The sequence below is a fragment of the Lysobacter sp. A378 genome (assembly GCF_054052125.1).
Map to the genome: position 1 here is coordinate 139,471 of NZ_JBSVRK010000004.1, position 14,080 is coordinate 153,550.

Genomic DNA, 14,080 nt, shown 5'->3' on the forward strand with positions numbered 1-14,080 from the left:
CCGCGCGTACGGCATCACCACAGGGGGATCTGTGAAACAAACCGTCCACGGGCAGTTGACGCAAACCGTCAACCTCACGCCGCAACTGTTGCAGTCGATCCGGCTGCTGCAACTATCTGCCCCACAGTTGGAAATGGAGCTGCTGCAGGCCTTGGAGCTCAATCCAATGCTGGAGCACGATGACGCCGACGAGATCGGGGAAACCGACGCCAGCGTCCAGGAGGCTGACGGCGACGATGCGACGCTGGACGCCGGTGCCTGGGACGAGCTGCCCGAGCCGATCTACACCTCGGCAGCGTCTGGCAGTGCGTCGGGCGACGACGACGCCACCGCGCGGATCGCGGCCGGCAGCTCCACCGACCCACGGGTCCGCCTGCTGCAGGAGCTGGCCCTGGATTGGGATATCGACGACCTGCGTGGTGCCCAGTGGTGGCTGGACCAGTGCGATGACCGCGGTTACCTGGAACACCCGCTGGCCGGGCTGGTAGCCGCCGGGGCCCGTGAGCTGTCGATTACCCGGCCGGCAATGAAAACCCTGCGTTTGCGGCTGCTCAACGGCCCGTGGCCAGGGATGGCGGCGGTCGATGCAGCCGAGTGCCTGCGTGCGCAGCTGGCCCGGCAACGCCAACAGGCCGAACGAACTGGGACACATCCGGGCGATCCCGTCGCGCGCGAGCTGGCCACTTACGCCCTGGCCGACCGCATCCTTGCCCACCACATCGACCTGCTGGCCGCGCACGATCAGCCCGCGCTGGCCGCCGCATTGGATGCCACCCCGGACGCTATCAAGCGCGCCACCGGATTGATCCTCAGCCTGAGTCCCTGCCCGGTCGAGGAACCCACCGACGCCGCAACGCCCTACATCACGCCCGACGTGGTGGCGCGTTTTCTGGGCGGACGGTGGCGGGTCGCCCTGAACGGCCGAGCCACCCCGCGCATCCGCGTTGCCGCCCATTGCGCGCGCGCCCTGGACGGCGCACCGGGTGACCAGAGCGTGCTGCGTGGCCTGCTCGACGAGGCGCGTTGGCTGGTGCGCGGCGTGGCGATGCGCAACGACACCCTACTGCGCACCACACAGGTGCTGATCGAGCGCCAACGTGGTTTCCTGGAACGCGGCGAGGAGGCAATCGTGCCGCTGACCCTGCGCGAGGTTGCCGACGAAATCGGGATGCACGAGTCCACCGTCTCGCGCATCACCACCGGCAAGTACATCCAGACCCCGCGCGGCACCCTGGAGCTCAAGCGCCTGTTCGCCGTCCGGCTGGAAGGCGCGAGCGTATCGGGAACCGCGGTCAAGGCGATGGTCCGGCGCCTGATTGATGCCGAGCCCCCACACGCACCGCTGGCCGATGACACCATTGCCGGCCTGCTGGAACGCCAGGGGGTTTGCATTGCGCGCCGCACCGTGGCGAAGTACCGCGGCCAACTTTGCATCGGCCCCGCACGCTCGCGTCAACGCCCGGCGCCTACCACCACCGCCAGCTGAACTGGAGTAACCCCTCATGCGCACCCTCACCGTGTTGCTGGTCGACGACCACGAAGGTTTCATCAACGCCGCCATCCGCCACCTGCGCCGGGTCGACTGGGTCAACGTGGTCGGCTCGGCGGCCAATGGCATCGAAGCCATTGCCCAATGCGAGGCACTGCTGCCGGACGTGGTGTTGATGGACCTGGCGATGCCGGAGATGGGCGGGCTGCAGGCAACCCGCCTGATCAAGGCCCAGGACAAGCCACCCTACGTGGTGATCGCCAGCCATTTCGACGATGCCGAGCACCGCGAGCACGCGCTGCGGGCCGGCGCGGATGCATTCGTCAGCAAGCTTTCCTACCTGCATGACGTCATGCCATTGCTGGAGGCGGTGGTGGGCGGCGCGGACGCCGGCACCACTGAGGTAGCACCGTGAGTGAATCCCGCATCCTGGTGCTGGACAACGACATGGAGCGCGCCGAGCGGGTCGCGACGTTGTTGGAGTTCATGGACTTCACCCCAAGGCTGGCCGAGCCCGGCGACATCGACCTCAAGAAGGCCCGACCCAGTGATTGGGTCGCGGTGGTCGTGGGCGACGTGGAGGGCGATCCGGCGTGGCCGGGCCTGGTGGACTGGCTGGCCCGCCAGCCCTTGCATCCGCCGCTGATGGTGCTGCCCGGCAATGCCGACGACGCCGGTTGGCGCACTGCCGTGCATCCGGAGGCGGTGTGGCCGCTGCATTACCCGATCCGCCGGACCGAACTGCAGGAAGCGCTCCGCCGCGCCAGCCTGAAGCGCATCAACGAGGACGAGCAACCCAGATCCACTACCGGCGGCCCCACCGGGAAAAGCGCCGCGGCATTGCGACTGTCGCGGATGATCGACCAGGTGGCCCCGTTTGATACCACCGTGCTGATCCTGGGTGAGTCGGGCACCGGCAAGGAAGTCGCCGCACGCGCCGTGCACGCGCGCTCGCGGCGCCATGACCGGCCTTTCGTGGCGATCAACTGCGGCGCCATCCCCGCCGACTTGCTGGAAAGTGAGTTGTTCGGCCATGAGAAAGGTGCCTTCACCGGTGCCCTGACCCAGCGCAAGGGCCGCTTTGAAATGGCCGACGGCGGCACCTTGCTGCTGGATGAAATCGGCGACATGAGCATGCCGATGCAGGTCAAGCTGCTGCGGGTGCTGCAAGAGCGCACCTTCGAGCGCGTCGGCGGCAACCAGACCATCAAGTGCGACGTGCGCGTCATCGCCGCCACGCACCGCAACCTGGAGTCGCACATCGCCGATGGCAAGTTCCGCGAGGACCTGTTCTACCGGCTCAATGTATTCCCCATTGAGATGCCGCCGCTGCGTGAGCGCAGCGACGACCTGCCCGAGCTGATCGCGGCGATTACCCGCCAGCTGAGCGAGGCCGGCCGTGGCCAGGTCGCCCTGAGTGACGGTGCCGTGGATGCCCTGCGTCACTATGCCTGGCCGGGCAACGTGCGCGAGTTGAGCAACCTGCTGGAACGACTGGCGGTGCTGCACCCTGCAGAGACTGTCCGCGCGACCGACCTGCCCGCACGCTACCGCGCGGCAATGCCGGAGCTGCCGGACGAAGAGCCCGTGCGCGAGTCGGTGCTCGACCCCCACCCTGCCGCCACCCTGTCGCCACGCGCCACCCTGCCGCCGGAAGGCATGGACCTGCGCTCACACATCGCCGACGTCGAACTGGAACTGATCCGCGCCGCACTGGACCAGGCCGACGGCGTGGTAGCCCACGCCGCCCCCCTGCTGGGCCTGCGCCGGACCACCCTGGTGGAAAAGCTGCGCAAGTACGGCATCGAGCGCTGAGCCTTAAGGAAAGCCTGAACACCTCGGCTTCTGCTCGTCATCCCGACCATCCACCGTCGTCCCCGACCATCCACCCTCATTCCCGGCCATCCACCCTCATTCCCGGCCATCCACCGTCGTCCCCGACCATCCACCCTCATTCCCGACATCCACCGTCGTCCCCGATCAACCCACCGTCATTCCCGCGAAAGCGGGAATCCATGGACTTCAGCCCGCTGATCAACAACGTCCATGGGCTCCCGCTTTCGCGGAAGTGACGATCAAAAGCAAGGGTCGGCAAAGACAGTAATCCGGCGACGGGATCCCGGCACGGCTCTGGCACACGGCTTGCATCGTCATGGGCAGCTACCCAAGACGCTTGAAGCCCGGCCATGAGCGATGCGATTTCCTCGATTCTTTCCCAGATCCGTGCCCATCAGGCGCAGGCAAGCGGCCGTTTGGGCGATGCGCCGGCCAGCAACGCGATCCAGCCCGGCGGATTCCATGCCGACGGGCCCGGCCGGGTCGGTGAAACGAAAGCTCCGGGGTTCTCGGAAACCCTCAACCACGCGCTGGATAGCGTCAGCCACGCGCAGAACAATTCCGCGCAATTGCAACAGGCGTTCGAGATGGGTGACCCGCGCGCGGACCTGGCGCGGGTGATGGTCGCCATGCAGCAATCATCGGTCGCCTTCAAGGCCACCGCCGAAGTGCGCAACCGCCTGGTCCAGGCCTACCAGGACGTCATGAACATGCCGGTGTAATGCGTGCCGGTGTAATGCATGCCTGTTTGATACATGCCTGTGTGATGCCAACCCGATTGCCGACGTAGTACCGCACATTCGAGACCGCAACAATGAGCGCCACTTCCCTTCCCAAGACTGCGATCACCAACCTGCGCGAGCTCGGCCCGCTGCAGGACATCCCGGTGGTCCGCCAGATGGGCACGTTTGCGCTGGTGGCCGCCGCCATCGCGATCGGCCTGTGGTTGTTCTTCTGGACCCAGCGCCCGGACTACGTGCCGGTATTCGCCGGGCTGGACGCGAAGTCCACCAGCGAAGCGTCCGACTTGTTACGCAGCGCGAACATTCCGTTCCGGGTCGACGCTTCCAGCGGCTCGCTGGCGGTGCCCACCGACCAGAGTGGCCAGGCCAAGCTGGCGTTGGCCTCGGCGGGATTGCCGGCCAAGACCGGCGGTGGCTTCGAGTCATTGCAGGGCGACCAGGGCTTTGGCACCAGCCAGTTCGTGGAGAACGCGCGCTACCAGCATGCGCTGGAAACCGAACTGGCACGCACCATCGGCAACCTGCGTCCGGTGCTCGAGGCGCGCGTCCACCTGGCAATACCCAAACCCAGCGCGTTTACCCGCCAGAAGGAGGCGGCCAGCGCATCGGTGGTGCTGCAGTTGCGCAGCGGCAGCGTGCTTGAGGCCGGTCAGGTCAACGCGATCGTGCACCTGGTATCGGGCAGCATCCCGACCCTGCCACCGGAGAGCGTGACCGTGGTCGACCAGTTTGGCCGCATGTTGTCCAACCCGGATCCCGACAGCGGCTCGGCCATCGGCGCCAAGCGTTTCGAGCAGCAACACCGCCAGGAAGCGGTTTACGTGCAGCGCATCCAGGAGTTGCTGGCGCCGATGACCGGCCCGGGGCGGGTCAGCGCCCAGGTAAGCGTGGCAATGGACTTCTCCCAGAGCGAGCAGGCGCGCGAGATCTATGGCCCCGAGGCGGCAATCGTACGCAGCGAGCAGGTCTCCGAATCCGGCGACCTCAGCGCAAAGACGCCACCGGGCGGCGTGCCGGGCAGCGCCAGCAACACCCCTGATGCCGCGCAAGCGGCCGCGGCACCAGCCACTGCCCAAGCCGCCGACGACACGCTCACCGGCAGCCGTACCGCGGTACGTAACTACGAGATCGACCGCACCCTGACCCACACCCGGCAGGCGCCCGGCCGGATCACACGGGTAACCGCCGCGGTATTGGTAGACAACCTCCCCACCGCTGTCGACAAGGACGGCAAGCAGACTTCGCGCCCCCTCACCGATGCCGAGTTGGAGCGCATCAAGTCGCTGGTACAACAAGCCATCGGCTTCGATACCCAACGCGATGACATGGTCACCGTGGTCAACGCGCCGTTCAACCAGGGCCACCTGGACGAGCCGATGGAGTCGCCGTTCTGGCAGAACCCCCGGCTCAAGGAGCTGCTTCGTATCGCCCTGGGCGGACTGGCGGTGTTGATGCTGATCTTCACCGTGTTGCGCCCCGCCATGCGCCAGCTGATGGGTCCGGTCAAGCCACGCACCGCGATCGCCACATTGATCGAGGATGACGAGGACGTACCGGTCACGTTGTCTGCGCCGTCCGCCCCCCGCCTGGACGGGGACGCGCAGGAGGTCTCCATGAACTTCGACGAAAAACTGCAGGTGGCGCGCACGGCAGTCAGCAACGACCCCAAGCGTGTCGCCAACGTGATTCGCAACTGGGTGGAAACCGATGGCTGAGCCCAGGACGATGAAACAAGAACCGCTGACCGGCGTGCAGCGTGCCGCCGTGGTCTTGCTGTCACTGGGCGAGGCGCAGGCCGCCGAGGTGCTCAAACACATGGGCGCGCGGGAAGTGCAAAAGCTCGGCATGGCGATGACGTCGGTGGGCGGCGTGTCGCGGGAGACCGTCGGCACGGTGTTTGACGACTTCGTGGAGACCCTTGCCCAGCCCAGCGCCCTGGGCTCGGGCGCCGACGATTACATCCGCGCCGTGCTCAACCAGGCCTTGGGTGAGGAGCGCGCCGGCAGCCTGATCGACCGTATCCTGGCCGGGCGCAACACCACCGGGCTGGACACGCTGAAGTGGATGGAGCCGCGCGCGATCTCCGAGCTGGTGCGCAACGAGCACCCGCAGATCATCGCCATCGTGATGTCCCACCTGGACGAGGACCAGGCCGCCGAGGTGCTCAAGTGCCTGGCCGAACGCGTGCGCGCCGACGTGCTGCTGCGCATTGCCACCCTTGACGGCATACCGCCCAATGCGCTCAACGAACTCAACGAGGTCATGGCGCGCCAGTTTGCCGGCAACCAGAACATCAAGTCCTCCAACATCGGCGGCGTGCGGGTTGCGGCCAACATCCTCAACTTCATGGACTCCGGCCAGGACGAGACCATCCTGGGCAATATCAGCCAGATCGACGAGCCACTGAGCGCCCAGATCCGCGACTTGATGTTCGTGTTCGAGAATCTGGTCGAACTCGATGACCGCGCCATACAGACCGTATTGCGCGAGATCCCCAGCGAGAAACTCGGGCTGGCATTGCGCGGTGCCGACCAGAAGGTGCGTACCAAGATCACCGAGAACATGTCCCAGCGCGCGGCCGATATCCTGATCGAGGACATGGAGGCGCGCGGACCGGTGCGCCTGGCCGAGGTGGAGGCTGCGCAGAAGGAGATCCTGGCCGAAGTCCGGCGACTGGCCGATAGCGGCGCGATCCAGCTGGCCGCCAAGACGGAGGCCTTCGTATGACGGTCATGGCCAATCCCGCGCAGTTGGTGCGCTGGACCGCACCGGACCTGGAATCGATGGCCACGTGCGGCGCAAGTCCGGCCGTACCTGAGGCGGCAGCCGAAGCGGCACCGGTCCGACCGAGCGTGGAAGAGCTGCAGGCACTGGAGCAGGCGGCGCGAGACGAAGGCTACGCCGCCGGCCATGCTGAAGGATTGGCCAGCGGCCAGTGCGAAGTACGCAAGATGGCCGCCCAGATGGAAGGCATCCTGGACGGCTTTACCCGCCCCTTGGCACGCCTGGACGATGAGGTGGCCGACGCGCTGGGCGAGCTGGCCGTGCGCATCGCCGGCAACCTGCTCGGCCGTACCTACCGCGCCGACCCGACCCTGCTGGCCGACCTGGTGCGTGAGGCGCTGGATGCGGTCGGCACCAGCTCGCGCGAGATCGAACTGCGCCTGCACCCCGATGACCTGGGCGTGCTGGCGCCGCACCTGATGGGGCTCAGCGGCGTGCGCCTGAGCGAGGACAGCACCCTGTCCCGCGGCGAACTGCGGTTGCACAGCGAGAGCGTCCGCATCGACGGCACCCTCGCCGCGCGCCTGCAGGCCTGCCTCGACGCGGCCATGGAGACCGACGCCAACACGAACGCCGAGGACACCCCATGAGCCGCATCGCCGCCGACCAGTGGGAAGAAATGCGCAACCTGCGCCTTTCAGCGCGGCTGGGCACCATCAACCCGCACCCCCCCTCGCTGGGTCTCGCCCGCGAAGGCGTGTTGCGGCGTGCGGTCGGACTGACCCTGGAAGCCTCCGGTTGCAGCGCGCCGCTGGGTTCGCGTTGCCGGGTGGAGACCTCCGGCGGTCGCTGGGTCGACGCCGAAGTGGTTGGTTTTTCCGGCGACCGCACCTTCCTGATGCCCACCGCCGACCTGGCCGGTCTGTTGCCCAACGCGCGGGTGGTGACCACCCGCCAGCGCGGCGAGGTGGCCGTGGGCGAAGGGCTGCTGGGGCGCGTGATCGACAGCGACGGCGTACCGCTGGACGGTCGCGGCCCGCTGCGCCCGGAGAACTGGGTCGGGCTGGGCGGACAGATCATCAACCCGCTGACGCGCGAGCCGATCACCCGCTCGCTGGACGTCGGCGTGCGCGCAATCAATGCGCTGCTGCCGATTGGCCGCGGCCAGCGCATCGGCCTGTTCGCCGGCTCCGGTGTCGGTAAGTCGACGCTGCTGGGCATGATGACCCGTTACACCGCCGCCGACGTGATCGTGGTCGGCCTGGTCGGCGAGCGCGGCCGCGAGGTACGCGACTTCGTCGAGGCCACTCTCGGTGAGGAGGGCATGCGCCGCGCGGTGGTCGTCGCCGCCCCGGCCGACCGGCCACCACTGGCCCGGCTGCACGGCGCGTTACGGGCGACGGCCATCGCCGAGTGGTACCGCGACCAGGGGCTGCATGTGCTGCTGCTGATGGATTCGCTGACCCGCTTTGCCCAGGCACAGCGCGAGATCGGGCTGTCGGTAGGCGAGCCGCCGACCACCCGCGGCTATCCGCCATCGGTTTTCGCCAAGCTGCCGCAACTGGTGGAGCGGGCCGGTAATGGCGCCGACGGCCGCGGCTCGATCACCGCCTTCTACACCGTGTTGACCGAGGGCGACGACCAACAGGAGCCGATCGCCGACGCCGCCCGCGCAATCCTCGACGGCCACATCGTGCTGACCCGCCGCATCGCGGACGCCGGCCAATACCCGGCCATCGACGTGGAGGTTTCGGTCAGCCGGGTCATGCAGGACATCACCGACGCGCCGTGGCGCGAACGTATCCGCAAGCTGCGCCGGCTGCTGGCGGCCTACTCGGCCCAGCGCGACCTGATCGCCATCGGTGCCTACCAGCGCGGCAGCGATCCGGCGGTCGACGAGGCTGTCGCCCGCTGGCCCGCAATCCAGGCATTCCTGGGACAGGACGTCAGCGAGGCGTCCGATGTCGACGCCAGCCGCGCCGCACTCGCCCGCCTGCTTGACGATGCGCCCGACATTCCGCAATCCCCGACCCCCAACCCGCAGGAGACCTGACCGACATGCGATCGCAACGACTGGATCCACTGTTGAAAGTGAAGCAGCGACGCCAGGACGACGTCGCCCGCGAGGTCGCCGAACGCGACCGCGCGGTGGTTGAGCAGCAGGCACGCCTGGACGCGCTGCGCCGCTACGCACTGGAGTACGCAGTGCCCGGCGGCTCCAGCCTCACCAGCCCGGCATTGCTGGCCAACCGACTGGCATTCCGCGAGCGCCTGGATACCGCCATTGCCCAGCAAAGCCGCGTGGTCAGCGACACCCGTCAACAAAGCGACGTGGAACGCACGCGTCTGCTACTGGCCAGTCGCGAGACCCACGTGCTGGAGAAGTTGTCGGCCAGCTACCGTGCCGAAGAATCCCGCACGGTCGAGCAGCGCAGCCAGCGCGAGATGGATGATCTGGGCGCACGACGGGTATCCAGCAGCCGCCGCGGCGAGCCGGAGCCGGAGCCGGCTGCATGATGGCCGCCGGCGGAGTTGGCGCAGGTGCTGCCAGCACGTCCGCCGGCAGCGCGCCGACAGCGGGCGCTTCCCGAAGCTCCACCAAAGACTCAGCGCGCGACAGCGATAGCGGTGGCTTCGCCGGTGTATTGGCCAAGTCTTCGGCCGGCAACGGTGCGGCCAGCGACGCGGCGACGAAGGAAGCAAAGACCCCCACCGTCGCCAACGATACACACGACCGACAGCCGGCGGATGCGGACAAAACCACGGACGAAGACCAATCCCCCGACCGGATCCTGGCCATGCTGGGAGGCCACTGGCCCGCCCCGGCACCACTTACCCCGACCGCACTCGCAACCGGCGCGGATGCCAGCCTGGCGCTGGCGGCAGACTCGACAACATTGACCGCATCGGTGGCCTCGGCAGGGAAAGCGCTGGGCCAGCTGGCGGCCACCGATTCCGACCTCAAGCTGCCGGCCTTCGCGCTTGGACCAACGACACTAGCCACCAATGCAACGTTGGCCGCCAACGCCAATGCCGCCTCCGCCGACGGTGCGTTTCCGGTAGCCGATTTCGCCCGCGCGATGGGCCTGGCAGCCGCCGATGACGCCGGCAAATCACTCCCGGCGGCGCCAACGGTGGGGGCCGATGCGGATGCCATCGAGTTTTCCCTCCCCCCCCAACCGCTCACCGGCAACAGTCCGGTCCGTGCAGCGGCGGCGACGGCGGCGACACCCATCCCGATGCCGGCCGATCCGGATTCGGGCTTTGATGACGCACTCGGCGCACGCATCGGCTGGCTGGCCGATCAGCGCATCGGCCGCGCCGAGATCCGGGTCAGCCCGGACCACCTCGGCCCGATCGATGTGCGGCTGCATATCGACGGCAACCGGGTCAGTGCCGAATTCAACTCCGCCAATGCCGACGTGCGGCAGGCACTGGAAGCCAGCGTCGGCCGCCTGCGCGACATGCTCGGGCAACAGGGTTTGCAACTGGCCCAGTCCGACGTTGGCAGTGGGCAATCGAACAGCAGCGCCGGTTACGTGACCGATGCCGGCTCCGACCGACGCGACGCCGACATCATGGACACCCCGATTCCAACCATCCTGCGTCGCGGGTTACTGGACGAGTACGCCTAGCTAAGGTCCGGACAACGCCACTTCCCCCGTCATCTCCGTCATCTCCGTCATCTCCGTCATCCCGTCATCCCCGCGAAGGCGGGGATCCAAGGACGTTGCTACTCAACCGCCCAAAGTCCATGGATGACCAGCCCTTTGGGCTGTTGTGGAGCACTTCCCGCTTTCGCGGGAATGACGGGGCGGTCAAACCGCCTCCACCTGACGGGGCGGCAAAACCGCCGCCACCAGCGACAACTCCTGCACGCGTCAAATCCCCGTCACTGCCCGTCGCCGGAGTTGCGGCACACCCCTTGCATTGCCTTGGCAACCCCCGCATCCCGGAGTTGTCGCGTGCCATCCAAGAAACCATCGTCCTCCAGCAAGCTGCCGTGGATCCTTGTCGCTACCCTGGTGCTGATACTGGCCACCGGCGGCGGATGGTTCTGGTACTCCAGTGCCGTGGCAGCACCGGTTGCCGCCGCTGCAGCCGCAGCAGCGGCCGATCAACCTTCGCCACGCAAGCCGGCGATCTACTTCGCGCTGGAGCCGGCCTTCGTGGTCAACCTGGCTGACACCAACGCGGTGCGCTACCTGCAGGCCGATGTGCAGCTGATGACCCGCGACGACGCCACCGCCAAGGCGATGGAGTTGCATGCACCGGCCATCCGCAACCGCCTGCTGCTGCTGTTTGGGCAGTACTCCGCCGACCAGCTGGCCCAGCGCAGCGCCAAGGAACGGTTGCAGAAGACCGCCGCCGACGAAGTGCGCACGCTACTGAAGACCGAGACCACCGCCAGCAAGCTCGAAGCGGTTTATTTCACCAGCTTCGTGACCCAGTAGGACACCTGCGATGAGCTCCGACCTGCTCTCCCAAGACGAAATCGACGCCCTGCTGCACGGCGTCGACAGCGGTGCAGTTGATGTCGATGAGGACGCGCCCGCAGCTCCCAACGAGGCGCGCAACTACGATTTCGCCAGTCAGGACCGCATCGTCCGTGGTCGCTTGCCCACCCTGGAGATGATCAACGAGCGCTTCGCCCGCACCTGGCGGGTCGGCCTTTTCAACCTGCTGCGACGCTCGGCCGATCTGTCGGTACGCGGGGTCGACCTGATGCGCTTTGGCGAGTACATGCACTCGTTGCAGGTGCCGACCAACCTGAACCTGGTGAAGATGAAGCCACTGCGTGGCACCGCCATCGTGATGTTCGAGCCGCGGCTGGTATTCACCGTGGTCGACAACTTCTTTGGCGGCGCCGGCAAGTACCCGGCCAAGATCGAAGGCCGCGAGTTTACCCCCACCGAGATGCGGGTCATCCAGCTGTTGTTGAAGCAGACCTTCGCCGACCTGACGGACGCCTGGGCACCGGTGCTGCCGGTCGAATTCGAATACCTCAACTCGGAGGTCAACCCGCACTTCGCCAACATCATCAGCCCGCGCGAGTACATCGTGGTCAGCCGCTTCCATGTCGAACTGGAAGGCGGCGGCGGCGAGTTCCACGTGTCCATCCCCTACTCGATGCTCGAACCGATCCGCGAACAGCTGGACGCCGGCGTGCAAAGCGACCGGGTGGAGCGCGATGAAAGCTGGACCCGGGCCATGCGCGCGCAGTTGCAGGACGCGCAGGTCGAGCTCAGCAGCTCGTTGACCCAATGCCAGATCAGCCTGCGCCAGTTGTGCCAACTCAAGATCGGTGACGTGATTCCGATCCATCTGCCCGACACGGTGACCTTGAACGTTGAACAGACCGCGCTGTTCACCGGCCAGTTCGGCAGTCACAACGGCCATAACGCCATCAAGATCGGCACCGTCCACCCCGCCCGCGCCCTCCCCACTTTCGAAAGCCTGACAACGCCATGAACCCGACAGACACCCCACAGACCGACGACGGCCAAACCTCGCGCGCCGCGTTCGACACCCTGACCGCCGACGGCGACGGCCGGGCCACCGACCTGAACCTGGACGTGATCCTGGATGTATCGGTATCGCTGTCGCTGGAGGTCGGGCGCACCCGCATCCCGATCCGCAACCTGCTGCAGCTCAACCAGGGCTCGGTGGTTGAGCTGGAGCGTGGCGCGGGCGAGCCGCTGGATGTGTTCGTCAACGGCACCCTGATTGCCCAGGGCGAGGTCGTGGTCGTCAACGACCGCTTCGGCGTGCGACTGACCGATGTGGTCAGCCCCGCCGAGCGCATCAAGCGACTGCGATGAGCCCCGCGGCCGACACTGCGGCGGCGGCGGTTGCGGCGGCCACGTCTACAGCCACGTCCATGGATGACCAGCCCTTTGGGCTGTTGTGGAGCGCTTCCCGCCTGCGCGGGAATGACGGGGCTGTGGTGAATGACGGGGCTGTGGCGGCTGCAGCGGTGGATTCCACCGGCGCTTTCGCGCGGGTCACCGCTTCCGTTGATACCACCGCCAACCTCGTGCCGCTGCCCCTGCCAGTGGCACGCACGAGCACCGCGTCGGTAGCGCCGACGCCGGTGTTCGCGCCGCCGCAAACCAGTGGTTCCGGCGGCGCCGGCGCGGTGGGTGGCGGCGTGCTCGCGCTGCTGCTGGTGGTCGCGCTGATCCTCGGATTGGCGTGGCTGGCCCGGCGGATGCCAGGCGTTGGTGTCGCGGGGGCCGGCAACCCGGCACTGCGCGTGGTCGGGTCGCTGGCACTGGGCCCGCGTGACCGGGTGGTGGTGGTCGAGATCGGCCAGACCCAGCTCCTGCTCGGGGTCGGCCCCGGTGGCACCCGCACCCTGCATACCCTCGACGCGCCGCTACCGTTATCCCCCAACAGCGGTCCCTCACCGTTCGCCCAGTTGCTTTCACAACACTTCGGCAAAAAGCCGTGAGCCGGGTCACTGCCCGGATGTCGCGACTGCTCGGCGTAGTGCTGTTTGTCGCCGCGCTGTTACTGGCCCCGACCGTCGCGGCGCAGACGGCGCCCGCGTCAACCACGCCCATGGCCGCACCGGCAACGGCGCCATCGCCTGCCGCGACGACCACCCCCACGTTGCCAAACGTGACAGTGGGCAATATCGGCGGCGAACCGGTCAGCCTGCCGCTGCAGGTGTTGTTGCTGATGACCGGCATCACCCTGCTGCCGGCGGCATTGCTCGGGCTGACGGCCTTCACCCGCATCATCATCGTGCTGGGCCTGTTGCGGCAGGCGCTCGGCACCGGGCAGACCCCCAGCAACCAGGTGCTGCTGGCGTTGGCGCTGTTTTTGACCACCATGATCATGATGCCGGTGTTCGACCAGTCCTGGGCCGCAGGCATATCCCCCTACCTCAATGACCAGATGGATTTCCGCAGCGCCTGGACCGCCTCGATCGAACCGTTTCGCGGTTTCATGTTGGCCCAGGTCCGCGAGAACGACTTGATGACCTTTGCCGGGCTGTCCGGCAGCGGCCCGTACGCAGGACCGTCGGACGTGCCGTTCGGGGTGCTGGCGGCGTCGTTCCTGACCAGTGAGCTGAAAACCGCGTTCGAGATCGCGTTCCTGGTCTACATCCCGTTCGTGATCATCGATCTGGTGGTCGCCAGCGTGCTGATGTCGATGGGCATGATGATGCTCTCGCCAATGCTGATCTCCGCCCCGTTCAAGATCCTGCTGTTCGTGCTGGTGGATGGTTGGATCCTGGTGGTCGGTTCACTCGCTGCCAGCTTCAACGCGGTGTAGGACG

Annotated in this window: 15 protein-coding genes; all 15 read left to right on the forward strand. The window is 67.1% G+C overall.

Going from position 1 to position 14,080, the window contains the following annotated elements; all coding sequences use genetic code 11:
• Positions 1 to 31: 31 nt before the first annotated feature.
• The 15 genes from rpoN (at position 32) to fliP (ending at position 14,076) form a co-directional block, all read left to right on the forward strand.
• Entirely contained in the window at positions 32 to 1,486 is a 1,455-nt protein-coding gene (gene rpoN, locus ACW7G1_RS13475; RefSeq protein WP_456980268.1) for an RNA polymerase factor sigma-54, read from the forward strand.
• 16 nt (positions 1,487 to 1,502) lie between these two features.
• Positions 1,503 to 1,904 (forward strand): response regulator, encoded by a 402-nt coding sequence (locus tag ACW7G1_RS13480; RefSeq protein WP_456980269.1) that lies wholly within the window; start codon positions 1,503 to 1,505, stop codon positions 1,902 to 1,904.
• Positions 1,901 to 3,304 (forward strand): sigma-54 dependent transcriptional regulator, encoded by a 1,404-nt coding sequence (locus ACW7G1_RS13485; RefSeq protein WP_456980270.1) that lies wholly within the window; start codon positions 1,901 to 1,903, stop codon positions 3,302 to 3,304. The genes ACW7G1_RS13480 and ACW7G1_RS13485 overlap by 4 nt, the downstream gene beginning before the upstream one ends.
• A 371-nt stretch (positions 3,305 to 3,675) precedes the next feature.
• Positions 3,676 to 4,047: a flagellar hook-basal body complex protein FliE gene (gene fliE, locus ACW7G1_RS13490; protein ID WP_456980271.1), complete on the forward strand. Its 372-nt coding sequence runs from the start codon at positions 3,676 to 3,678 to the stop codon at positions 4,045 to 4,047.
• Between the two features lie 92 nt (positions 4,048 to 4,139).
• Positions 4,140 to 5,783, forward strand: a complete 1,644-nt coding sequence (gene fliF, locus ACW7G1_RS13495; RefSeq protein ID WP_456980272.1) for a flagellar basal-body MS-ring/collar protein FliF — start codon at positions 4,140 to 4,142, stop codon at positions 5,781 to 5,783.
• Positions 5,784 to 5,808: 25 nt separating this feature from the next.
• The gene (gene fliG / locus ACW7G1_RS13500) at positions 5,809 to 6,795 is read left to right on the forward strand and encodes a flagellar motor switch protein FliG (protein WP_456980388.1); all 987 of its coding nucleotides are present in this window, start codon (positions 5,809 to 5,811) and stop codon (positions 6,793 to 6,795) included.
• A 5-nt stretch (positions 6,796 to 6,800) separates the two neighbouring features.
• Complete coding sequence (locus ACW7G1_RS13505; RefSeq protein WP_456980389.1) at positions 6,801 to 7,442, forward strand: FliH/SctL family protein; 642 nt, start codon at positions 6,801 to 6,803, stop codon at positions 7,440 to 7,442.
• The gene (fliI, locus tag ACW7G1_RS13510; RefSeq protein ID WP_456980273.1) at positions 7,439 to 8,845 is read left to right on the forward strand and encodes a flagellar protein export ATPase FliI; all 1,407 of its coding nucleotides are present in this window, start codon (positions 7,439 to 7,441) and stop codon (positions 8,843 to 8,845) included. The genes ACW7G1_RS13505 and fliI overlap by 4 nt, the downstream gene beginning before the upstream one ends.
• A 5-nt stretch (positions 8,846 to 8,850) precedes the next feature.
• Positions 8,851 to 9,309 (forward strand): flagellar export protein FliJ, encoded by a 459-nt coding sequence (gene fliJ / locus ACW7G1_RS13515; RefSeq protein WP_456980274.1) that lies wholly within the window; start codon positions 8,851 to 8,853, stop codon positions 9,307 to 9,309.
• A complete protein-coding gene (locus ACW7G1_RS13520) occupies positions 9,306 to 10,427 on the forward strand; it encodes a flagellar hook-length control protein FliK (RefSeq protein WP_456980275.1) in 1,122 nt (373 codons plus the stop codon). The genes fliJ and ACW7G1_RS13520 overlap by 4 nt, the downstream gene beginning before the upstream one ends.
• 330 nt (positions 10,428 to 10,757) lie before the next feature.
• A complete protein-coding gene (locus ACW7G1_RS13525) occupies positions 10,758 to 11,246 on the forward strand; it encodes a flagellar basal body-associated FliL family protein (RefSeq protein ID WP_456980276.1) in 489 nt (162 codons plus the stop codon).
• A gap of 10 nt (positions 11,247 to 11,256) precedes the next feature.
• A complete protein-coding gene (gene fliM, locus ACW7G1_RS13530) occupies positions 11,257 to 12,264 on the forward strand; it encodes a flagellar motor switch protein FliM (protein WP_456980277.1) in 1,008 nt (335 codons plus the stop codon).
• A complete protein-coding gene (gene fliN / locus ACW7G1_RS13535) occupies positions 12,261 to 12,614 on the forward strand; it encodes a flagellar motor switch protein FliN (RefSeq protein ID WP_456960802.1) in 354 nt (117 codons plus the stop codon). The genes fliM and fliN overlap by 4 nt, the downstream gene beginning before the upstream one ends.
• A 59-nt stretch (positions 12,615 to 12,673) precedes the next feature.
• On the forward strand, positions 12,674 to 13,246 hold the full coding sequence (gene fliO, locus ACW7G1_RS13540) for a flagellar biosynthetic protein FliO (RefSeq protein WP_456980278.1): 573 nt from the start codon (positions 12,674 to 12,676) through the stop codon (positions 13,244 to 13,246).
• 17 nt (positions 13,247 to 13,263) lie between these two features.
• On the forward strand, positions 13,264 to 14,076 hold the full coding sequence (fliP, locus tag ACW7G1_RS13545) for a flagellar type III secretion system pore protein FliP (RefSeq protein WP_456962908.1): 813 nt from the start codon (positions 13,264 to 13,266) through the stop codon (positions 14,074 to 14,076).
• Positions 14,077 to 14,080: the final 4 nt, after the last annotated feature.